Annotated in this window: 17 protein-coding genes; 6 read left to right on the top strand and 11 right to left on the bottom strand. The window is 73.7% G+C overall.

The genetic code is table 11. The features are described 5' to 3' along the window. The first annotated feature begins 2 nt into the window (after positions 1–2). Positions 3–794 carry a sirohydrochlorin chelatase gene (locus ACZ5WK_RS07535; RefSeq protein ID WP_465545880.1) on the top strand — a complete coding sequence of 264 codons (792 nt, stop codon included), beginning with the start codon at positions 3–5 and terminating at the stop codon, positions 792–794. A 134-nt stretch (positions 795–928) separates the two neighbouring features. Here the strand turns inward: ACZ5WK_RS07535 and ACZ5WK_RS07530 are convergent, their stop codons facing one another. Then, positions 929–1,252, bottom strand: a complete 324-nt coding sequence (locus tag ACZ5WK_RS07530) for a DMT family transporter (RefSeq protein WP_465545878.1) — start codon at positions 1,250–1,252, stop codon at positions 929–931. A 4-nt stretch (positions 1,253–1,256) separates the two neighbouring features. After that, positions 1,257–1,928 (bottom strand): FMN-dependent NADH-azoreductase, encoded by a 672-nt coding sequence (locus ACZ5WK_RS07525; protein WP_465545876.1) that lies wholly within the window; start codon positions 1,926–1,928, stop codon positions 1,257–1,259. A 133-nt stretch (positions 1,929–2,061) separates the two neighbouring features. On the opposite strand from ACZ5WK_RS07525, the gene ACZ5WK_RS07520 reads away from it, so the two are divergent. Further along, a complete protein-coding gene (locus ACZ5WK_RS07520) occupies positions 2,062–2,679 on the top strand; it encodes a TetR/AcrR family transcriptional regulator (protein WP_465545874.1) in 618 nt (205 codons plus the stop codon). 12 nt (positions 2,680–2,691) lie between these two features. Here the strand turns inward: ACZ5WK_RS07520 and ACZ5WK_RS07515 are convergent, their stop codons facing one another. The 5 genes from ACZ5WK_RS07515 to ACZ5WK_RS07495 form a co-directional block, all read right to left on the bottom strand. Then, entirely contained in the window at positions 2,692–3,453 is a 762-nt protein-coding gene (locus ACZ5WK_RS07515; RefSeq protein ID WP_465545872.1) for an RICIN domain-containing protein, read from the bottom strand. Positions 3,454–3,511: 58 nt separating this feature from the next. Next, positions 3,512–4,234: a ricin-type beta-trefoil lectin domain protein gene (locus ACZ5WK_RS07510; protein WP_465545870.1), complete on the bottom strand. Its 723-nt coding sequence runs from the start codon at positions 4,232–4,234 to the stop codon at positions 3,512–3,514. A 290-nt stretch (positions 4,235–4,524) separates the two neighbouring features. Beyond that, entirely contained in the window at positions 4,525–6,264 is a 1,740-nt protein-coding gene (locus ACZ5WK_RS07505; protein ID WP_465545868.1) for a DEAD/DEAH box helicase, read from the bottom strand. 158 nt (positions 6,265–6,422) lie between these two features. Beyond that, positions 6,423–6,626 (bottom strand): cold-shock protein, encoded by a 204-nt coding sequence (locus ACZ5WK_RS07500; protein ID WP_148645627.1) that lies wholly within the window; start codon positions 6,624–6,626, stop codon positions 6,423–6,425. Positions 6,627–6,923: 297 nt separating this feature from the next. Further along, a complete protein-coding gene (locus tag ACZ5WK_RS07495; protein WP_465545866.1) occupies positions 6,924–9,098 on the bottom strand; it encodes an MMPL family transporter in 2,175 nt (724 codons plus the stop codon). Positions 9,099–9,636: 538 nt separating this feature from the next. Between ACZ5WK_RS07495 and ACZ5WK_RS07490 the strand changes: the two genes are divergently transcribed. The 3 genes from ACZ5WK_RS07490 to ACZ5WK_RS07480 all read left to right on the top strand — a co-directional run bounded on the left by ACZ5WK_RS07490 (position 9,637) and on the right by ACZ5WK_RS07480 (position 14,153). Then, positions 9,637–11,856, top strand: a complete 2,220-nt coding sequence (locus tag ACZ5WK_RS07490; RefSeq protein ID WP_465545961.1) for an MMPL family transporter — start codon at positions 9,637–9,639, stop codon at positions 11,854–11,856. 145 nt (positions 11,857–12,001) lie between these two features. Then, positions 12,002–12,895, top strand: coding sequence for a phosphotransferase enzyme family protein (locus tag ACZ5WK_RS07485; RefSeq protein WP_465545864.1), 894 nt, complete (start codon positions 12,002–12,004; stop codon positions 12,893–12,895). A gap of 184 nt (positions 12,896–13,079) precedes the next feature. After that, positions 13,080–14,153, top strand: a complete 1,074-nt coding sequence (locus tag ACZ5WK_RS07480; protein ID WP_465545862.1) for a polysaccharide deacetylase family protein — start codon at positions 13,080–13,082, stop codon at positions 14,151–14,153. A gap of 397 nt (positions 14,154–14,550) precedes the next feature. Here ACZ5WK_RS07480 and ACZ5WK_RS07475 read toward each other — a convergent pair whose 3' ends face one another. From ACZ5WK_RS07475 to ACZ5WK_RS07460, 4 genes are all read right to left on the bottom strand, one after another. Continuing rightward, positions 14,551–15,252, bottom strand: a complete 702-nt coding sequence (locus tag ACZ5WK_RS07475) for an exonuclease domain-containing protein (protein ID WP_465545860.1) — start codon at positions 15,250–15,252, stop codon at positions 14,551–14,553. Between the two features lie 104 nt (positions 15,253–15,356). Continuing rightward, a complete protein-coding gene (locus tag ACZ5WK_RS07470; RefSeq protein ID WP_465545858.1) occupies positions 15,357–16,604 on the bottom strand; it encodes a Dyp-type peroxidase in 1,248 nt (415 codons plus the stop codon). Between the two features lie 245 nt (positions 16,605–16,849). Then, a complete protein-coding gene (locus tag ACZ5WK_RS07465) occupies positions 16,850–17,062 on the bottom strand; it encodes a hypothetical protein (protein WP_465545856.1) in 213 nt (70 codons plus the stop codon). A gap of 62 nt (positions 17,063–17,124) precedes the next feature. Continuing rightward, positions 17,125–18,402, bottom strand: coding sequence for an SAV2148 family HEPN domain-containing protein (locus ACZ5WK_RS07460; RefSeq protein ID WP_396319264.1), 1,278 nt, complete (start codon positions 18,400–18,402; stop codon positions 17,125–17,127). 516 nt (positions 18,403–18,918) lie between these two features. Here ACZ5WK_RS07460 and glgX point away from each other — a divergent pair. Next, a complete protein-coding gene (glgX, locus tag ACZ5WK_RS07455; RefSeq protein WP_396319265.1) occupies positions 18,919–21,066 on the top strand; it encodes a glycogen debranching protein GlgX in 2,148 nt (715 codons plus the stop codon). The last annotated feature ends 69 nt before the right edge of the window (positions 21,067–21,135 follow it).

Here is a 21,135-nt window from a genome sequence, read left to right as displayed (position 1 = left end):
CCGTGCACGAAGGCCGGCTGTCCGTCGCCCCCGCCACCCCGGTGGCGGCGGGCGGTCCCGCCCTGCTGGTGATCGCCCACGGCAGCCGCGACCCCCGCCACGCCGCGACGGTGGCCGAGCTGGTCGCCGGGGTCCGGGCGCTGCGCCCCGGGCTGGAGGTCGCGACCGCCTACCTCGACCACTGCGCGCCGCGGATCCCGCAGGTGGTCTCCCGGCTCGCCGAGGCCGACGCCGTCGCCGTGCCGCTGCTGCTCAACCGGGCCTTCCACGCCAAGCACGACATCCCCGCCGCGCTGCGCGCTGCGGGCGCCAGCGCCGGCCTTCCGGTCGCCGATGTCCTCGGCCCGTCCCCGCTGCTGCTCGCCGCACTGGACCGCCGCCTCGCCGAGGCCGGGCTCGGCCTCGCCTCCCCCGCCGTCCGTGCCCGCACCGGCGTCGTCCTGGCCGCCGCCGGCTCCTCCGACCCGGCCGCCGACGCCGCGACCCGCGCCGTCGCCGCCGAATGGCGCCGCACCCGCGGCTGGGCCGCTGTGGAGGTCGCCTACGCCTCCGCCGACGGCCCCCGCGTCCCCGACGCCGTCGCCGCGCTCCGCCGCGCCGGCGCCGCCGAGGTGGCCGTCTCCCCTTACCTGCTCGCCCCGGGCCGCCTCCCCGACCGGATCGCCGACGCCGCGGCCGGCGCCGGCCTCCTGGCCGGGGTCCTCGGCGCGGCCCCCGAGGTCGCCCGCCTGTTGGTGGAGCGCTATGACGCGGCGCGGCTCACCGCCCGGGCCGTCCCCGCACTCACCGCCTGAGGCCGGAGCACGGCGGGCCCGTTCACGCGTTGGCTGGGCACCTGACGACAGATCAACCCCACTGCGGTGTCGTCGGCCCACCCGGCGCGGACGCTGCACCCGGCCCTGGCGGGCTCCGGTGGGCGGCGTCCGCATCAGTCGGCGGTCGTGCCGAGGTGGACGGTGATCAGGCCGGCGGTGATGAGGGCGAGGCCGGCCAGGGCGACCGGGGACGGGGTCTCGTGCCGCACGACGAGGCTGGTCAGGACGGTGCCGATGGTGCCGATGCCGGTGAAGACGGCGTAGCCGGTGCCGGTCGGGAGGTCCTGGAGGGCGCGGGCGAGCAGGTAGACGGCGCCGAGCATCAGGACGAAGCAGAGCACGGTCTGCGGGAGCCGGGTGAACCCCTCGGTCGGCTTGACGGACTGCGCCCAGGCGACCTCGACGACACCCGCCAGCAGCAGCCAGATCCACGGCACGGTCTCAGCCCTCCCTCGGGATGCGGTGGCCGGCCAGCTTCGCGCCGAGTTCCCCGGCCCGGTGCTGCGCGTCGGCCGCGGAGTCCAGGTGCTGCGCGCGGCGGCCGGCCAGCCCCGGGTCGACCAGCGAGTTGACCAGTTCGGCGGCGATGACCTCGCCGTCCTCCACCGCGTAGTGGCCGAGGAAGAAGTCGAGCAGGTACCGGCCGTGGTGGTCGAAGGGCTCGCGCGGGGTACCGGGACCGTACGCGCCGCCGCGGCCGGCGACGACCACGAACTTCCGGGGCGCGAGGACCATCTTCGGGAAGGTGACCTGGTCGATCCAGGCCTTGAGCGCCGCGGGGATGCCGAAGTTGTACATCGGCGCGCCGATCAGCACGACGTCCGCCGCGACCAGTTCGTCGAGCAGCGGCCGGACGACCGCCCAGGCCTCCCGCTCCTGCCCGGTGCGGACGGCCTCGCCGTAGCGGGCGATGTCGGTGATGCCCTCGCGCAGCAGGGTGTCGCAGATCCGGGTCCAGCCCTCGCCGATCGGTTGCACCGGATCGGCGGCGAGGTCGCGGTGGACGACCTCGCCCCCGCCGGCGTCGCGCCAGGCGGTGGTGAAGGCGGCGCCGAGGCGGCGGGAGAAGGAGTCGGTGCGGGCGCTGCTGTTCAGGTGCAGGAGTCGGGACATGGTGAAACCCCCCGGTGTGGAGTCGGGCATGGCAAGGCCGGAGCAACAAGTGGACACACTGTCCGCTTGTCGTCACGCAGCACGATAGGAGGCAAGTGGACGCTGTGTCCACTTGCCTCCTATCGTGGAGCACGTGACCGAACTCCCGCCGCCCGAACTCCCGCTGGCCGACGGCCGCCCGCCGCGCGAACGGGCCGACGCCGCCCGCAACCGCGCCAGGATCCTGGCTGCCGCCGAGCGGCTGTTCGCCGCGGGCGACCCCGCCGGCGTGACCATGGACGACATCGCAAGGGCCGCCGGCATCGGCCGGGGCACGCTCTACCGCCGCTACCCGGACCGCGCGTCCATCGCCCGCGCCCTGCTCGACGAGCACGAGCGGGCCCTCCAGGAACGACTGCTGCACGGCGCGGCGCCGCTCGGCCCGGGCGTGGCCGACGGGCCGGAGCCCGCCCCGGCCGAGCGGCTGGCCGCCTTCTACGCGGCGATGGTCGAGCTGCTGGAGACCCACGTCCACCTGGTGCTCGGCGCGGAGACCGGCGCGGCGCGCTACCGGACCGGCGCCTACGCGTTCTGGCGGCTGCACGTCGCCCACCTGGCCCGCCGGGCCGGGCTCGCGGACCCGGACACCGTCGCCGACCAGCTCCTCGCCCCGCTCGCGCCCGAGCTCTTCCGCCACCAGCGCGACGCCGGCCTCACCCCCGAGCGCATCGCGGCGGGCCTGGCCGTCCTGGCCCGCCGCGTGCTCGGGTGAGCCGGGCCGGGGTCACGCAGGCGCGTGCCAGAGCTGGTTGGCCGTGTTGTTGAAGTCCCAGATCTGCGCGAGCGCGCCGTTGGCGGTGTCCCAGCCCCGGACGTCCAGGGCGCGGCCGGACTTCACGTTGACGATCGCGCCGTCGGCCCGGACCCTCCACTGCTGGCTGATCGCGCCGTTGCACTCCCAGATCTGCACCGGCGTGCCGTTGTCGGTCCGCCCGCCCTGGAGGTCCAGGCACAGGCCGACCGCGCGGATGGTCCCGTCGGAGGCGATCTTCCACGACTGGTTGACGTTGCCGAGGCAGTCCCACATCTGGACGGGCGTGCCGTTACGGCTGGTACCCATGCGCACGTCCAGGCACTTGTTCACGAAACCGGTGATCTGACCGGTCACCCCGCCCGCCGGGGGTGTGGGGCCGAACGAGATGTTCATCCCCCACGAAGACGACATGCCGGGGCACCCCGCGGTGGTGGAGGTGTTGCCGGCGACCCAGCCCTCGTTCCACGCCGGCGTGACGATCGGGACCCCGGGGTTGTTCATGTCGTAGCTCACACAGGGACCCCCGAGCATCCAGGTCTGCATCGGGTCGATGCCCGAGCAGGTGCCGCGGTAGCCCCAGCCGTCGGGGACGACGGTGCACTTGTCCGCCGGACCGGCGGCCTGCGCGGCCTGGGCGGACGGTGTGCTCTCGGCGGCGTTGGCGGCCGGCGCGGTGAGCGCGGCGGCTCCCGCGAGCAGGGCGCTGGCGAACAGCGCGGCGGTACGACGCATGGGGAAGCTCCTGGGAGGTGCGAGTGGGTGGTCCGGTCGGCCGGGCGGCCGGAGCCGGTCAGGCGGGGACGTGCCAGACCTGGTTGGCGGCGCCGTTGCAGTCCCAGATGCCCAGCTGGTTGCCGTTGGCGGTGGAGAAGCCCAGGTCGTCCAGGCAGCGGCCGGACCGCGGGTTGAGGATCGAGCCGTCGGCGCGGACCTGCCACTGCTGGGCGCCGGTGCCGTTGCAGGTGTAGAGCTGGACCTTGGCGCCGTTGCCGGTGCCGGCGCCGGTGACGTCCATGCACTTGCCGAAGGCGCGGACGGTGCCGTCGGTGGCGATCTTCCACTGCTGGGCGTTGGCGCCGTTGCAGTCGTAGATCTGGACGGGCGTGCGGTCGGCACTGCTCGCGCCCTTCACGTCCACGCACTTGTCCGCGTAGCCGCTGATCTGCCCGACCGGGCCGCCGGGCTGGGTGGGCAGCCGGCCGCCGTAGACGACGCGCGGGAGGATCACGGTGTCGTTGACCCCGCAGGAGGCGACGGACGTGCCGTCACCGGCCACCGGGTAGCCGTTGACGGACCGGGAGAACTGCACCGTGTGCTCGGCGTTCCAGTACTGGCAGGTGGCGGTGACGTACCAGGTCTGCAGCGGGTCGATGCCGCCGCAGACGCCGTAGGCGTTCCAGCCGCCGGTGTAGGCGGTGCAGCCCCCGGCCTGGGCGCCGACGGCGGGCGTGGCGAAGGTCGCGGCGGCGCCGAGCAGGGCGGCACCGGAGAGCAGGGCGGCGGTGCGACGCATCGGGAGGGTCCTTCCGGGGACGGTGAACCGGTCGGCCTGCCCGCAGGGCAATTGTGATGATGGTGCGTCACTTGTGCAGGCCGTGTGAAATCTTCGGGCACTGCACGTTCATGGTCAACAGGGCAGGGAAAGATCACGCCACTGGTGCGCACACGGATGGAATGTGTACGACAAGGGGCGAGAACGGCCCGGGCAGGCCGGACGGGCCACTGATCCGACCGAAAGAAACGCACACGGCCCGGCTCCCCCGTGCAAAGGGGGAGCCGGGCCGTGGTCGGACGGGAGGGAGCTCAGTCGGCCTTGCGGCGCTGGCGGCCGGTGCCGTAGTTGGAGCCGGACTTGGCGCCGGAGCCGGGCTTGGCACGCCCCGAGGAGTGGCCGATGAAGCCGGCCGCCTGGCGGCGCCCGCCGGTCTCGCCGCCGCCCTGGCCGCCGCCGGCGCCGATGCGCTGCTTCGGGCGGGGGCGGCGCGGGTTGCCGTTCATGTCCACGTCGGCGGGCAGGCCGGAGCGCTTGCCGGGCCGGCGGCGGGGCGCGCCGTTGCCGGCCGCCTTGCCCTCGGCGGCGGGCGCCGCGGCCGGCGCCGGGACGGCCACGCTGACGGGCACGCCGCTGGGCGTGCGGGCGCCGGTGATCCGGCTCAGCTCGGCGTCGCCCGGGCGGATCTTGGTGGTGGTCGGGCGGATGCCGGCCACCGTCATCAGCCGGCTGACCTCGCGCCGCTGGTCGGGCAGGACCAGGGTGACGACGGTGCCGGACTCGCCCGCCCGGGCGGTGCGGCCGCCGCGGTGCAGGTAGTCCTTGTGGTCGATCGGCGGGTCGACGTTGACGACCATGTCGAGGCCGTCGATGTGGATGCCGCGGGCGGCGACGTTGGTGGCGATCAGCGCGGTGACGTGGCCGTCGCGGAACTGGTCGAGCACCCGGTTGCGCTGCGGCTGGGACTTGCCGCCGTGCAGCGCGGCCGCCTTCACGCCGTTGGCCAGCAGCTGCTTGGCGAGGCGGTCGGCGCCGTGCTTGGTGTGCACGAACATGATCAGCCGGCCGTCGCGGGAGGCGATGTGCGCGGTGGCGGAGGCCTTGTCGGCCGGGTCCAGCTGCAGCACGTGGTGGTCCATGGTGGTGACCGCGCCCGCCGACGGGTCGACCGAGTGGGTCACCGGGTCGGTCAGGAAGCGCTTGACCAGGCGGTCCACGTTGCGGTCCAGGGTGGCGGAGAACAGCATCCGCTGACCGCCCTCGGCGACCTGCTCCAGCAGCTTGGTGACCTGCGGCAGGAAGCCCATGTCGGCCATCTGGTCGGCCTCGTCGAGGACGGTGATGGCCACGTCCGCGAGCACGACGTCGCCCCGGTTGATCAGGTCGTCCAGCCGGCCCGGGGTGGCCACCAGCACCTCCGCGCCGCGGCGCACGGCGTTGGCCTGCCGGGTGATCGACATGCCACCGACGACGGTGGCGATCCGCAGGTTGACGGCGGTCGCGTACGGGGTGAGCGCCTCGGTGACCTGCTGGGCCAGCTCGCGGGTGGGCGTCAGGACGAGCGCCAGCGGGTGGCGGGCGTCGGCACGCCTGCCGGCGGTGCGGGCGAGCAGCGGCAGCCCGAAGGCGAGCGTCTTGCCGGATCCGGTGCGGCCGCGGCCGAGCACGTCGCGGCCGGCGATGGAGTCCGGCAGGGTGGCGGCCTGGATCGGGAACGGCTCGGTGACGCCCTCGCGGGTGAGCGCGTTCAGGATGCCCTTGGGCAGCTCCAGCTCGCCGAAGCTCGCCGCCGGGGGCCGGGCCGGGGTGCCCTCGACGACGGTGAAGTCGGCGGGCGCCTGGGCGGCGCGCGGGGCGTTGTTGCGGGGTGCGCCGTTGCGGGCGGCGCGCGGGGCACCGCCGGTGCGCGGGGCGCCGCCGCCGGTGCGGCTGCGCGGCTTGCGCGGGCGGTCGCCGCCGGTGCGGTCACCGGCCTGGCGGTCGCCGGCGGTGCGGTCGGTGCGGCGGTTGGTGCGGTCGCCGTCACGGGGCGAGCGGGCAGGGGTGGTCACGGAGTCTCCGTCCGATGGAAGGCACAGCCCCTGTCGGGGCTGGTCGGCCGTCGGGATGGAGTTCGCCGCCCCGGCCGTTCGGCGGCATGCGCGAGGGCCCGCACCGTGCGGTACGGGCCCTCGCTACGCGAGATCGCGAGTCAGCTCGGAAGCTGGACTCAGATGACGCGGATGTTCTCGGCCTGCGGGCCCTTCTGGCCCTGCGTGACGTCGAACTCGACCTTCTGGCCCTCGACGAGCTCACGGAAGCCCTGGGCGTTGATGTTCGAGTAGTGGGCGAACACGTCAGCGCCGCCACCGTCCTGCTCGATGAAGCCGAAGCCCTTTTCGCTGTTGAACCACTTCACGGTGCCGGTAGCCATAACCGTCTCCTCATAAAACTGGGGCATCAGGGTCCACACCTCGTGAACCCCAAGTAGCCGCGATCCCCATCCGGAGACTGAAACACCGGACAAAACAAATGCGCCTGTTGGGTTGAACCAGCAGGCGCACACAAACGTTCATGGGAACCAAAACTGCAACTGCTCCGACTGTAGCACGAGGGCACCCCGATTGACCGGGGACTTTTTGCCGACCACGTCACGTTTGCCGCCGCACGGAAAGGGGCACGCGGCGCCCGCCGGAGCGGACGCCGCGTGCCTGCCGTGCACCGGGGACGGTCAGTGCCGTCCGGCCGGCTCCGGCACACCGTGCGGACCGGCCACCGGGGTGGGGCCGGACTGGTGCTGGTCGTCGGCGCCGTGGCCGGGCCACCAGGCGGCGCGGCCGATCAGCGCGGTGAGCGCCGGGGTGAAGAAGAGCGCCATCACGAAGGCCGCCAGGAAGATGCCGAAGGCCATCGCGAAGCCGAACTCCAGCATGAAGACGTTGCCCGCGAGCATGAAGGTCGCGAACGACGCCGCCAGGATGAACCCGGCCGCCGCGACGGTCGGGCCGCCGTGGCGCAGCGCCTCACGGGCCGCCTCACGCGGGTTGCGGCCCGCGCGGGCCTCCTCCCGCAGACGGGCGATGATCAGGATGTTGTAGTCCGTCCCGATCGCCACCACGAAGAGGTAGATGAGGATCGGCAGCATGAACATCAGGCCGGACTCGCTGCCCAGCTTCTGGAAGAGCAGCGTGGCGGCACCGAGGGTGGCCGAGAAGCCGAGGCCGACCGAGGCCATCAGGTACCAGGGGGCGACCACGCTGCGCAGCTGGAGGCCCAGGATCAGCAGGATCAGCAGACCCGCGATCGGGAAGACCAGCTTGTAGTCGTGGGTCATCGCGAGGTTGATGTCCTTGTAGACGGCGGTCAGACCGCCGACCTTCGCCTCCGTGCCGGCCGGCGCCTCGCTGTGTGCGACGTCCCGCAGGTCGGTGACCGAGTCGATCGCGGCGTTGCTGGCCGGCTCGTTCTTGAGCAGGACGGTGAAGTCGGCCGTCCGGCCGTCCTCGCTGAGCTGGGGCTTCGCCGCCACCGGCGACACCCCGGCCACCCCGCTGAGCTTGGCGGCGTAGGCCTCGAACTTGGCCGGGTCGAGCTTGGCGCTGCTGTTGCTCGTCAGGTAGACGTGGCTCGGGTCGGCCGCGCCGGCCGAGAAGCCGTTCATCAGCTTGTCCTGGACGACCATCGACTCCTTGTCCTTGGGCATGGAGCTGCCCGCGAGGTCGAAGGTGCCGCTGTAGCCGAGGGCGCCGGCCGACAGTGCCAGCAGCACGCCGCCGGAGGCCAGGGCGACCATGCCCGGGCGCTTCTCGACCATGCGGCCGAGCGCGGCGAAGCGTGCGTTGCGGGGCTCGTTCATCCACTTCTTGCCCGGCCAGAACACGGCGCGCGCCGGGATGACCGTGAGCACGGCCGGGGCCAGGGTGAGCGCGGCGAAGGCGGTGACGACCACGGCGATGGCCAGGGCCGGGCCGAGCGCCTTGAACATGCCGAGGCTGGAGAGGATCAGCACCGCGAAGGCGACGGTGACGGCTCCGGCCGCCGAGGCGATGGCCTCGCCGACCCGGCCGACCGCGTTGGCCACGGCCTCCTTGCGCTCGTCACCGGCTCGCAGCCGCTCGCGGTAGCGGAACGCCAGGAAGAGGAAGTAGTCGGTGCCGACGCCGAGCACGACGACGATCAGGATCGCCGAGAGCACCGGGGTGCTCTCCAGGCCGAAGGCCTTGGTCGCGTAGGCGATCACGCCGTTGGACGTCGGCATGGCGACGGCCAGCGAGATCAGGATCGGCAGGAATCCGGCCAGGATGCTGCGGAAGATGATCCCGACGATGAGCGCGACCAGGACGACCGTCGACATCGCGATGAGGGCGTCGGCGGAGCCGGAGGACTCCTTCTGGTCCAGGGCCTGGGCGGCGGCGCCACCGAGCTGGAACTTCAGGTCGGTCCCCGAGGCGAGCGACTTGCCCTCCTCACGGAGGTTCTTGGCGGTCTCGCCGAACTCGTCGGACTGCTGCGTCTTCTTGTCGATCGCGATCGGCGCGAGCGCGTACTTGCCGTCCTTGGACGTCGTCTGCTCGCCGACCGGGATGATCGTCTCGACGTTCTTGATCTTCTTGTCCGTGAGGCCCTGGACGATCTTGGCCATCGCGGCCTTGTCGGCGTCGTTCATCGCGCCGCCGTCGTTGCGCTCGAAGAGCGCCAGGGCGGAGGGCGTGAAGCTGGCCGGGAACGCCTTCTCCTGGAGCGCCGAGGCCTGGATGGACTCGTAGTGCTTCGGGAGGAAGGAAGCCTCGTCGGTCTGCGCGGTGATCTTCGGCGCCGTGGCCACGATCGCGATCATCGCGACGACCCACGCCGCGATCACCCACCAGGCGCGGCGGACGACAAATTGTCCTAGTCGGTGGAACATGCTCGTGATGCCTCCTGGGCATGGTTCACCGCCAGCCCTTGGGGGACGGGACGTCGGGCGACGGAGGACCGGCAGGGCATGGCGACGAGGCCCGCCCCTAGCCGGTCGGCAGGTAAGTGAGTCTGAGGACATCATCCTACGAGTACTTGCTTGCCGCCCGGCAAGCGGCCCCCGTAAAGCCGACCCCCTCGGGGAACGCCCATCGGCGCCCCACACCATCTTGACCCGCCGCCTGGCCTCTTGACCTCGTGCTCCGGGTGGAGACAGCTCCCCCTCAGGGTGGACTTCGCACCCGGTCCCAAGGAGGAGAAGTCAGGGTTCCCCGGTAGGGATAACCCCACCCCGCCCCCCGGGCAGACCCCAGGGAGAACTCCCCCGCCAGCCGGATACCCCGTCAACCTCCCCTTTTCTACTGTCGGTTGAGACGCCGGACCCACAGCCGGCGCCCGATACCGGCGGCCCGCCCGACCTCTCGGCCGGCCACCGCCGCTCTCCCAGGGGGATTCCCGTGAAGACCAGGCTCGGCACAGCTGCCGCCATGGGCGCCTGGAGCGCCCGGCACAGAAAGACGGCCGTCTTCGGCTGGCTGCTCTCCGTCGTCCTCGCCGCCTACCTCGGCGGCGTGCACGGCAGTACCGAGGTCAAGGAGTCCGAGGCGATGCCCGGCCAGGTCTCCCGCGCGGCCAGGATCCTCGACGACGCCGGGCTGAAGTCCCCGGCGAGCGAGACCGTCCTGGTCCAGAGTGCCTCGCTCGCCGCCGACGACCCGGCCTTCCGGGCCGCCGTCGAGCAGGTGATCACCGGCGTCGGCGCCACCGGCAAGGCCGCCGACGTCCGCTCCCCCTACGACACCCGGGCGGTCTCGCCGGACGGCCACTCGGCGCTGGTCCAGCTGACGCTCAAGGGGGAGCACGAGGACGCCGTCAAGAACGTCCCGGCCGTCCTGGACGCCGTCGCCGCCGTGCAGAAGCAGCACCCCGGCCTCACCGTGGTCGAGCTCGGCGACGCCAGCTCCGGCAAGTGGATCGACGAGCAGTTCTCCGACGACTTCGCCCGCGCCGAGTGGACGGCCGTGCCGCTCGCCCTCGGCATCCTGCTGGTCGCCTTCGGCGCACTGGTCGCCGCCGTCCTGCCCGTCGTGCTCGCCATCACCGCCTTCGTCGCGGCCGGCGGACTGGTCGCGCTGAGCAGCGGGTTCCTGCACACCAGCAACAACGCCAGCTCGGTGATGCTGCTGGTCGGCCTCGCCGTCGGCGTCGACTACTGCCTCTTCTACCTGCGCCGCGAGCGCGAGGAGCGGGCCGCCGGGCGGGACCTGGAGACCGCGCTGAAGATCGCCGCCGCCACCAGCGGCCGGGCCGTCCTGGTCTCCGGCGTCACCGTGGTGGTCGCCATGGCCGGCATGTTCCTCACCGGCATCGCCGAGTTCCAGGCCATGTCGTACGCCACCATCGTGGTCGTCATCACCGCGGTGCTCGGTTCGCTCACCGTGCTGCCCGCGCTGCTCTCGATGCTCGGCGACCGGGTCGAGAAGGGCCGCGTCCCCTTCCTCGCCGAGCTGCGCCGCCCCGACACCGCCCCCGCCGGCGGCCGGCTCTGGAACGCGATCCTCACCCCGGTGCTGCGCCGCCCGCTCGCCGCCACCGTCCTGGCCGGCGCGCTGCTGGTCGGCCTGGCCGCACCGCTGGTCACCATGCACACCGCCAACCTCACGTTCCAGCAGCAACTGCCCGAGGGCAACGCGCTGGTCGCCGCCTCGCAGAAGATCGAGGCGGCCTTCCCCGGCAGCCCGGCACCCGCCACCGTGGTGATCAAGGCCGCCGACATCGACTCCCCGGCGATGACCGCCGCCATCGCGGGCCTCAAGGAGAAGGCGCTGGCCAGCGGGCGGATGCACGGCCCGGTGGAGGTCACCGTCCACCCCGACAAGAACATCGCCACCGTCGACATCCCGCTCAACGGCAGCGGCAACGACGCGACCAGCAACGCCGCCCTGAAGACCCTGCGCACCGAGATCGTCCCCGCCACCGTGCTCCGGGTGGCCGGCACCGAGGCCCCGGTCACCGGGCGCACCGCCGGCTCGTACGACTTCAACGAGAAGATGACCGGCTCGATGCCGCTGGTCTTCGGCTTCGTGGTGGCCTTCGCCTTCCTGCTGATGCTCACCTCGTTCCGCTCCCTGGCCGTCGCCGCCACCGCCGTGGTGCTCAACCTGCTCTCGGTCGGCGCCGCCTACGGGGTGCTGACGCTGGTCTTCCAGCACGGGGTGGGCGCCTCGCTGCTGGGCACCGCCGGGGTCGGCGCGGTCGAGTCCTGGGTGCCGCTCTTCCTCTTCGTGATCCTCTTCGGCCTCTCGATGGACTACCACGTCTTCGTCGTCTCCCGGATCAAGGAGGGCCGCGACCGGGGCCTGCCGACCAGGACCGCCATCGCGCACGGCATCCGCTCCACGGCCGGGGTGGTCACCAGCGCCGCGGTGATCATGGTGGCGGTGTTCGCGGTCTTCGGCACCCTCTCGATGCAGGCGATGAAGCAGATGGGCGTCGGCCTGGCGGTCGCCGTACTGATCGACGCGACGCTCATCCGCGCGGTGCTGCTGCCCTCGGTGATGACCCTGCTCGGCGAGCGCAACTGGTACCTGCCGTCCTGGCTGCGGTGGCTGCCCGACCTCTCGCACGGCGAGTCCTTCCCCCCCGTCGGCGCCCACGCCCCGGCGCCCGCCGCCGACGGCGCCCGCCACCGACGGATCGCCGTCTGATCCCGCGGCAGCACGACGACGCATCAGGGCCGGGCCCCGCATCACGCGGGGCCCGGCCCGCGTTTGCCAGAATGATCACCGTCCCGCAGGGCCCGGCACGTGCCACCGGACCCGCCCTCCCCGCCACCACGGAACGGAGTCCGCCATGCTCCCCTTCGAGGAGGGCCGCGCCCGGCTGCTGCTCGCCCACGCCTGTGAGTCCGCCGGCCTGCCCGGCCCCGGCGACGCCCGGCTGCTCGCCCTCGGCGAGAACGCCGTCTTCGACCTCGGCGACCCGGCCGTGGTCGCCAAGGTCGGCCGCGGCCCCGAGCTGTACGAGCGCGCGCACCACGAACTCGCCGTCGCCCACTGGCTGGCCGGCCGGGGTGTCCCCGTGGTCCGCCCCTACGACGGCGTGCCGCCCGAGCCGCAGATCGCCCACGGACACCCCGTCACCTTCTGGCACCGGCTCGCACCCGCCGTCCGGCCCGCCCGGCCCGCCGACCTCGCGCCGCTGCTGCGCGCCCTGCACCGGCTCCCCCCACCGCCCTTCCCGCTCGACCGCCGCGACCTCCTCGCCCCGGTCGAGCGCTGGCTCGCCTCCGCCGAAGGGCACGTCGACCCGGCCGACGTCGCCTTCCTGCGCCACCGCCGGGACGCCTTCGCGGCCGCCCTGCCCGACCTCCCCCCGCACCTGCCGGCCGGTGTGATCCACGGCGACGCGCTGCCGCGCAACGTGCACGTCGGCCCGGACGGGCCCGTCCTGCTCGACCTGGAGAACGTCTCGCACGACCTGCGCGAGCACGACCTGGTCGTGCTGGCGCTCAGCCACGACCGGTACGGCGTCCCGGCCGAGGAGTACGGGGCGTTCACCGCGCGGTACGGCTGGGACGTCCGGGAGTGGTCCGGTTTCGCGGTGCTGCGCGGCGCCCGGGAGACGGCCAGCGCCTCCTGGGTGGCGCAGCAGGCGCCGGGCAACCCGGCCGCGCTCGCCGAGTTCCGCCGCCGGGTGGAGTCGCTGCGCGCGGGGGCGACGGACGTGCGCTGGTACCCGTTCTGACGGTCGTGCGGCTCCTTGCCCGCGTCCTTGCGGGTGTCCTTGCGGGTGTCCTTGCGGGCGTCCCCGCGGACGTCCTTGTGGAGCGCAACCGGACGTGGTCGGATCGGCGTCCTATCTGACAGTCAGCCTGAAACGGCCTGACCCAGGGGATCGGGATCACCTCCGCACCCGAGGAGCCGCAGACATGCCCGAACACGCCACCTCGCAGCGCGCCTCGTCGTCCGCCCGTCACCGCCGCCGACCGCTGGTCGCGGGCTGCATCGCGGTGGCCGCCGCCCTGGGCCTGACCGCCTGCGGCACCGCCAACGGCGCGCTCCAGCCACAGCCGAGCGTCACCGCGTCGGGTCCGGTCACCCCGGCGCCCTCGGCTTCCTCTCCCGCCGCCCCGGCCTCCTCCCCCGGCGGCCCCACCTCGCCCGGGCCGTCCTCCTCCACGCCGGCCGCGCCGAGCGCACCCGGCACGCCAGGCACACCCGACACACCGGGCACACCGAAGCCGACCGCGCCCAAGCCCCCGCCGCCGAGCACCTCCAAGCCGCCGACGCACGCTCCGGCGCAGAGCCCCGCGCAGGGCCCGACGCACGCTCCGGCCAGCCCGCCGGCCACCCGTCCGCCCACCACGACGCCGGCCCCGCCCCCGCCGCCCGCGAGCGGGGTGTCCACCTCGGTGGTCAGCTCCACGGCCTCCGGCGGCCGGACGGTCGCCCTCACCTTCGACGACGGCCCCGGCCCCGCCACCGGCCCGGTCCTCGACCTGCTCGCCCAGTACGGCGTGCGGGCGACGTTCTGCCTGGTCGGCCAACAGGCCTCCGCCAACCCGGCGTTGGTCAAGCGGATCGTCGCCGGCGGCCACCGGCTCTGCGACCACACCGTCGACCACCCGCAGCCGTTCGCCGCGCTCTCGCACGACCGGGCCGTGTACGAGATCTCCAAGGGCAAGGACATGATCGTCCAGGCCGGGGGCCCGGGCACCAAGGTCACCTGGTTCCGCGCCCCCGGCGGCGGGTTCACCGCGGACAACCAGCGGATCGCCGCCGACCTCGGCCTGCGCCCCCTCGGCTGGTCCGTCGACCCGCGCGACTGGTCCCGCCCCGGCGTCGCGTCGATCGTCTCCACCGTGAAGAGCCAACTCAGGCCCGGCGGCGTGGTCCTGATGCACGACGGCGGCGGCGACCGCAGCCAGACCGTCGCCGCGCTGAAGCAGCTGCTGCCCTGGCTGGTCGTCCAGGGCTACCACGTCGACTTCCCGGCGAGCTGACCGGTTCGTCCGACGCATCCCGTGCGGCCGGCCGGAGTTGACCGCCGCAGGGGCCCCGCCCGGCATCCGCGCGGCGCCGTCGCGCACCGGATGCCGGCCTCCCCCGTCCTCGCGCCGGACCTGCTCGACGCCCCGCCCCTCGGCCCTGCGGTAGAGCTCCGGCCACTCGACCTCCACCAGGTGGTGGGCGGCCGGGCCCAGCGCGGCCGCCCGGTCCTGCAGCGCCTGCAGCCGGTCCGGCTGCAACGACATCGAAATCACCGAGATCGGCGCGACCTACTGCTTCGCGGAGAGCAGCGGGCACTACTGCATCTACGTACTCTGCTGACCGGCCGTCCGCCGGTCCACCACCACCCGGGGCACACCACCCGGGGCACGCCCCCGAACCGGACAGGGCTCAGCGCAGCGGCCAGCGCGGATCGATGACGGCCTGCGGGTCCTTGCCGCGCCGCAGCCAGGCCTGGAGCCCCTCCGCCCAGTCGCGGTACCAGCCGATCTGGCGGGCGTGGAGGTCGGCGAGGGGGACGGCGCCGACCTCGGTGGGGTAGCGCTCGGCGAGGGCGACGGCGACCCGGACGGCGGCGAGGGCGTCGCTGCCGGCCTCGTGGGCGTCGGTCAGCTCGACGCCGTAGACCTCGCAGACCCGCTGGAGGGTGCGCGAGCCCTTGCGGTACTTGTCGACGGCCCGGTCGATGACCAGGGCGTCGAGCACCGGCGTGACCGGCCCGCCGAGGCGCTCGGCGAGCGGGGCCAGGCCGTGCCGGTGCAGCTCGGCGTCGAGCAGCGAGAGGTCGAAGGGGGCGTTGAAGGCGACGACGGGGCGGCCGGCGGCGAGCCGCTCGCAGAGGGCCGCGGCTATCTCGTCCACCGCCTCCTTGGCCGGGCGGCCCTTGCTGCGGGCGACGTCGTCGCCGATGCCGTGGATCGCCGCGGCCTCCGCGGGGATCGGGACGCCCGGGTCGAGCAGCCAGTCGGTGGCGCTCAGCCGGCGGGCTCCGAGGGTGTCCACGAGGGCGGCCGTGACGATGCGGTCCACGGCCGGGTCGGTGCCCGTGGTCTCCAGGTCGAAGCCGACCAGTGGCTGCTGCCACCAGCTCATAGGGGTGTGTCCTTCCGTCCTGCTCGTCGAAACAGCCCCTATCATCGCCCGCCCCACCGACAACGCGGTCGCTGGGGCGGGCGGACGCAGCCGGCCGGCCCGGTTCAGGCCCCGGTGAGCAGGCTCCGGCCGAGCCAGTCGGCGTCGTCCCGGACGCCGGGCAGGACGTAGAAGTAGCCCCCGCCGGTGGGCCGCAGGAAGCGGGCCAGCGGCTCGCCCGCGAGCCGGGTCTGGACGGCCTCGAACTGGCGGGCCACGTCCTGCTGGTAGCAGCAGAAGGCGAGGCCCAGCTCGGGCTCGCCGTGCTCGTCGAGGCCGCGGTCGTAGGTGAAGGCGCGGCGCAGGATGCGGCTGTCGCGGGTGGCGTCGGTGCGCGGGTTGGCGAGCCGGATGTGGGAGTCGAGGGCGATGACGGCACCGTCGGGGTCGTGGCCGTAGTCGGGGGCGTCGGTCTCGTTGCCGCGGCCGAGCGGGGCGCCGTCGGCCTTGCGGCGGCCGATGATCCGTTCCTGGTCCTTCAGGGCCGCCTCGTCCCAGGGCGCGACCAGGGTGCGGATCGCCCGCACCACCTGGTAGCTGCCGCCGACCGCCCAGCGCGGTTCACCGCCGCCCTCGCCGACCCAGACCAGCTCGTCCATCTGCGCGGCCGACTCGGTGTCGGGGTTCGCGATGCCGTCCTTGAAGCCGAGCGGGTTGCGGGCGGCGCCGGTGGGGCGGGCGCGGTTCTGGAATCCGTCCAGCTGCCAGCGCGGGCGGACCGCCCCCTTGGTGGCGCGCAGCAGGTCGCGCAGGGCGTGCTGGACGGTGTCACGGCTCTCGGCGCAGATCTGGAGCGAGAGGTCGCCGTGGGTCTCGGCGGGGCGCAGGGCGTCGCCCGGGAAGTCGCGCATCGGGGTGAGGCGCCCGGGCTTGACGGCGGCGAGGCCGTAGCGGGCGTCGAAGAGCGAGGCGCCGACGGCGACGGTGACGGTGAGGTCGTCGGCGGGCAGGGCGCCGGGGCCGAGGGTGCCGCTGTCGGCGGGCGCGGCGACGGGGCCGAGGTCGGGCGGGGTGCCGCCGGCGGTGAGGAAGCGGATCCGGTCGGTGAGGGTGTGCAGCAGCGTCTCCAGCGCCGCCCGGTCGGCGGCCTGGACGTCGAGGGCGACGAAGCTGCCGTAGCCGGGCGGCGGGTTGGTGATGCCGGCCTGGTGGACGCCGTGGAACGGGATCCACCCGGCGGCCGGACGCGACGCGGCGGGAGCGGCGGCGGCGGGGCGGGCGGTGCCGAGGGCGAGCGCCCCGGCGGTGCCTGCGCCGAGGGCGGTGCGCACGAAGCTGCGGCGCGAGGCGCCGGGGCGGTCCGGGCTGTTCATCGGTCGGCCTTCCGGGTCGGGGGCAGGCGCGGGCATGCCGGAGCGGGGCTCGTCGGCTGCGGGAGGGCGATCACGGGCCCACAGGCCCCAGAGGTACCGGGACCTGGCCTGCTGATCATGAAATCGACGCTAGCAAGCCCCTCGCGCCCCCGCCCCGCCCGCGCGCCCCGGCTGACCGCCCATCGGCCGAATACCCGCGGGTTGCCATCCGTCCGGCCTAGGCGAGGGCCTCGTCGGCGGCCTAGCTAGGCGAGGCCCTCGTCGGCGGCCCGGGGCTGCGGCCCGGTCGGCGTCCACCGGGTGGAGAAGGAGTCCCGCAGCCGCTGACGCACCCGTCGCCCGTCGCAGCGGCCGAGCCGTTCGAGGTCGGGGAGCATGACCTCGGCGCGCAGTCCGGCGACGGGGTCGACGCCGGTGGTCTCGGCGGGCCGCAGGGTCCGGGCGGGGGCGCTGTTCATCCGGGTGGTTTTCCGGCCGCCCCGCCCCGCCGCGCCCGCCCCGCCGCGGCGGCCGGCGGGTGTCAGGAGACCGGCCGGGAGTCCCCCCAGATCCCCTCGAACTCCTCGCGGTAGACCTCCAGCAGCCCGGCGTCCGTGCCGCCCGGCTGCTGGCCGGCGCCACCGCGCAGCACCAGGGCGGGCGACTCCATGCCGCGGGCCCGGCGCAGGTAGGGCTGGACGACGCCGAGGTCGCGGGTCTGCCGGCGGGGGCCGCCGGTCGGGCCGGCCGGGCGCGGGCCCTCGACCAGGTAGGCGGTGAAGCGCGGGGTCTCGTCGAAGACCCGGATCTCGAAGCCGCCCTGGTCGCGCAGCCGGGCGCGGACCCGGCGGACGTGCATGATGTTCATCTCGATCGAGCGGGCCAGTTCGCCGCGCCCGAGGCCGAGTTCGCGCTCCCGGCGGCGGACGGCGCTGCTGGCCGGGTTGAGGAAGAGCAGCCGGACCCGGCAGCCGTCGGTGGCGAGCCGGACGAGGCGCTTGCCGGTGTAGTTCTGGCAGAGCATGCCGAGGCCGATGCCGAGCGCGTCGAGCCGACGGGCGCCGTCCAGCAGGTCCTCGACCGGGAGGTCGCGCTGGAGCCGGACCCGGTCGGCGTGCACCGCGACCACGTCCGCGTACCGGCCGGCCACCAGCGACTCGACCACGTCGGCGGGGACGCCGCCGGAGCCGCCGTCCAGCAGGGCGAGCAGCCGGGCGGCGGCGCGTTCGGTCTGGGCGAGGACGGTCTGGGTGAGGACGCGGTTGCGGGAGACGACGTGCCGGGCGACCTCCAGTTCGTCGAGGGCGAGCTCGATGTCGCGGCGGTCGGCGAGGTACGGCTCGAAGCAGGGCCAGTGCTGGACCATCAGCTCGCGCAGCTGGGGCAGGGTGAGGAAGACCAGCGGGTCGTCGTCGGCGGGGTCGAGCAGGTAGCCCTTGCGCCGGCTGACCTCGCGGACGGCGCCGGCCCGGTGGGCCCACTCCTCGCCGGCGGGGCCGGCCGCGGCGGTGACCCAGTCCTCGCCGTGGGCGGGCGCGTAGATGGGGTACAGCACCTCGTCGACGAGGGCGCGCAGCCGCTGTTCGACCAGGTTGAGCCAGACGTACGCGCGCCCGGCCAGCCGGACCCGCTGGTAGGCGTCCTCCCACTCGGCGCCGGACCAGGCGAGGGCGGGTATCTCGACCGGGCCGCTCTGGGCGGGCACCAGCGCCCGGCCGGTCAGGGTGGGGCGCATGACGACGGTCGGGGCCTCGCTGCGGGCGCCGCCCCGGTCGGGGCCGCCGGGCCCACCGCCACGGCCGCCGGCGGGGAACACCATGCGCCACCTCACCTGGTTCCTGATGGAGCTGCTACGTCGTCTGCTTCGTCTGCCGGCCCCGAAGGCCCCGCCGGTCCCGAAGGCCCCCGCCGGTCCTTCTGATGAATCGCCACGAGCGCGGGGGCGGCCGGACGATCAAGGGTACTGCCCGCCGCGAGCCGACCGCAGCCGGTCGGCGGACGGGAAAGCCGGAGGCCCCGGCCGCACCACCCGCCCCACCCGCCCCGGACGCCGCTCCGCGCACCGCCGCCCCCGGGGCCCGCCGCGCCGCTCCGACCGCCCACCGACCGTCCACCGGACACCCGCCGGACACCCGCCGGACACCCCTTCGGGCGAACACACGCCGAATGGCCCCGCTGTCGGGGAAAGCGTCGGGGAGTATGCGGACTGTGCCGTACGTCACGGTGCGCGACCGCCGCACATGCCGGCCACCCCGCCGGGAAGAGAGCGCCGGGGTCCGGCCTGATTGTCGGACTATCTGTCAGCTTCTCTTCAGCGCAAGGAAGTTGAGGACTCATGCAGGTCTGGCCAGGGAAGCCCTACCCCCTCGGCGCCACCTACGACGGCGCCGGCACCAACTTCGCGGTGTTCTCGGAGAGCGCCGACCGGATCGAGCTCTGCCTGCTCGACGAGGACGGTTCGGAGACGGCCGTCGAGCTGCGCGAGACGGACGCCTTCGTCCGGCACGCCTACCTGCCCGGCATCCAGCCCGGCCAGCGGTACGGATTCCGTGTCCACGGCCCCTACAACCCGGGCCTCGGCCAACGGCACAACAGCGCCAAGCTGCTCCTGGACCCGTACGCCAAGGCGATGAGCGGCACCATCGACTGGGACGAGTCGGTCTACGGCTACCACTTCGGCGCCCCCGAGCGCCGCAACGACCTGGACTCCGCCCCGCACACCATGCACTCGGTGGTGATCAACCCGTACTTCGACTGGGGCACCGACCGGCCGCCGCGCACCGACTACCACCGCACCGTCGTCTACGAGGCCCACGTGAAAGGCCTCACCAGACTCCACCCCGGCATCCCCGAGGAGATCCGGGGCACCTATGCCGGCCTCGCCCACCCCGCGGTGATCGAGCACCTGGCCAAGCTCGGCGTCACCGCGATCGAGCTGATGCCGGTGCACCAGTTCGTCCGCGACCACCGGCTGCGCGATCTCGGCCTCGCCAACTACTGGGGTTACAACACCATCGGCTTCTTCGCCCCGCACTCCTCCTACTCCTCCACCGGGGACCGGGGCCAGCAGGTGCAGGAGTTCAAGTCGATGGTCAAGGCACTGCACGCGGCCGGCATCGAGGTCATCCTGGACGTCGTCTACAACCACACCGCCGAGGGGAACCACCTCGGCCCCACCCTCTCGCTGCGCGGCCTGGACAACGTCTCCTACTACCGGCTCGCCCAGGACCAGCGGTTCTACGAGGACACCACCGGCACCGGCAACAGCCTGCTGATGCGCAGCCCGCACGTGCTCCAGCTGATCATGGACTCGCTGCGCTACTGGGTCACCGAGATGCACGTGGACGGCTTCCGCTTCGACCTCGCCGCCACCCTGGCCCGGCAGTTCCACGAGGTCGACCGGCTCTCCTCGTTCTTCGACCTCGTCCAGCAGGACCCGGTGGTCTCCCAGGCCAAGCTGATCGCCGAACCCTGGGACCTCGGCGAGGGCGGCTACCAGGTGGGCAACTTCCCGCCGCTGTGGACGGAGTGGAACGGCATGTACCGGGACACCGTCCGCGACCTGTGGCGCGGCGAGAACGCCACGCTCGCCGAGTTCGGCTCCCGGCTCACCGGCTCCTCCGACCTCTACCAGGACGACGGCCGCCGGCCCATCGCCTCCATCAACTTCGTCACCTGCCACGACGGCTTCACCCTGCGCGACCTCGTCTCGTACAACGAGAAGCACAACGACGCCAACGGCGAGGACAACCGGGACGGCGAATCGTTCAACCGCTCCTGGAACTGCGGCACCGAGGGCCCCGGCACCGACCCGGCCGTCGAGGAGCTGCGCGCCCGCCAACAACGCAACCTGATCGCCACCTTGATGCTCTCCCAGGGCGTGCCGATGCTCTCGCACGGCGACGAACTCGGCCGCACCCAGCACGGCAACAACAACGCCTACTGCCAGGACAACGAACTCACCTGGGTGCACTGGCCCGAGGAGGACGGGCCCGAGGCGCGGCTGCTGGAGTTCACCCAGGGCATGATCTGGCTCCGCCGCGACCACCCCGTCTTCCGGCGCCGCCGCTTCTTCCACGGCCGCCCGGTCTCCAGTCGCCCCGTCCCCGGCCGTCCGGCAGCCGGCAGCTACGAGGACCTCACCGACATCGCCTGGTTCACCCCCAGCGGGGAGGAGATGACCAAGCGCAACTGGGGCGCGAGCTACGCCAAGTCGCTCACCGTCTTCCTCAACGGCTACGCCATCTCCGAGCCGGACCGGCGCGGCGGGCGGATCATCGACGACTCCTTCCTGCTGATGTTCAACGCCCACTTCGAGCCGCTGGAGTTCACCGTCCCGGCCGACCACGGGCAGGAGTGGCAGGTCGTGGTCGACACCGCCCAGCCCAGGCTGCCCGCCCCCGGCACCGGCCCCCGGGTCAAGGCCGGCGACGCCCTCTGGCTCACCGACCGCTCACTGATGGTCCTCCAGCGGCCCGCCTGAGGCGTGGGTTCACCTGTTCGGATCAGCAACGGGTCTTGGCGGCGGGCTCGCGCGGGTACTCATGGACAC

It is taken from the genome of Kitasatospora sp. NPDC032757, assembly GCF_055579305.1.
The sequence above is the reverse complement of the archived record's forward strand: the minus strand, read 5'-3'. Positions and strand labels throughout refer to the sequence as shown.

Coding starts and splice junctions, on each gene's coding strand:
- ACZ5WK_RS07525 (WP_465545876.1), bottom strand. CDS start 1,928: ATGTCCCGACTCCTGCACCTGAACAGCAGCGCCCGCACCGACTCCTTC.
- ACZ5WK_RS07515 (WP_465545872.1), bottom strand. CDS start 3,453: ATGCGTCGTACCGCCGCGCTGTTCGCCAGCGCCCTGCTCGCGGGAGCC.
- ACZ5WK_RS07510 (WP_465545870.1), bottom strand. CDS start 4,234: ATGCGTCGCACCGCCGCCCTGCTCTCCGGTGCCGCCCTGCTCGGCGCC.
- ACZ5WK_RS07500 (WP_148645627.1), bottom strand. CDS start 6,626: ATGGCTACCGGCACCGTGAAGTGGTTCAACAGCGAAAAGGGCTTCGGC.
- ACZ5WK_RS07495 (WP_465545866.1), bottom strand. CDS start 9,098: ATGTTCCACCGACTAGGACAATTTGTCGTCCGCCGCGCCTGGTGGGTG.
- ACZ5WK_RS07490 (WP_465545961.1), top strand. CDS start 9,637: ATGGGCGCCTGGAGCGCCCGGCACAGAAAGACGGCCGTCTTCGGCTGG.
- ACZ5WK_RS07485 (WP_465545864.1), top strand. CDS start 12,002: ATGCTCCCCTTCGAGGAGGGCCGCGCCCGGCTGCTGCTCGCCCACGCC.
- ACZ5WK_RS07480 (WP_465545862.1), top strand. CDS start 13,080: ATGCCCGAACACGCCACCTCGCAGCGCGCCTCGTCGTCCGCCCGTCAC.
- ACZ5WK_RS07475 (WP_465545860.1), bottom strand. CDS start 15,252: ATGAGCTGGTGGCAGCAGCCACTGGTCGGCTTCGACCTGGAGACCACG.
- ACZ5WK_RS07470 (WP_465545858.1), bottom strand. CDS start 16,604: ATGAACAGCCCGGACCGCCCCGGCGCCTCGCGCCGCAGCTTCGTGCGC.
- ACZ5WK_RS07465 (WP_465545856.1), bottom strand. CDS start 17,062: ATGAACAGCGCCCCCGCCCGGACCCTGCGGCCCGCCGAGACCACCGGC.
- ACZ5WK_RS07460 (WP_396319264.1), bottom strand. CDS start 18,402: ATGGTGTTCCCCGCCGGCGGCCGTGGCGGTGGGCCCGGCGGCCCCGAC.
- glgX (WP_396319265.1), top strand. CDS start 18,919: ATGCAGGTCTGGCCAGGGAAGCCCTACCCCCTCGGCGCCACCTACGAC.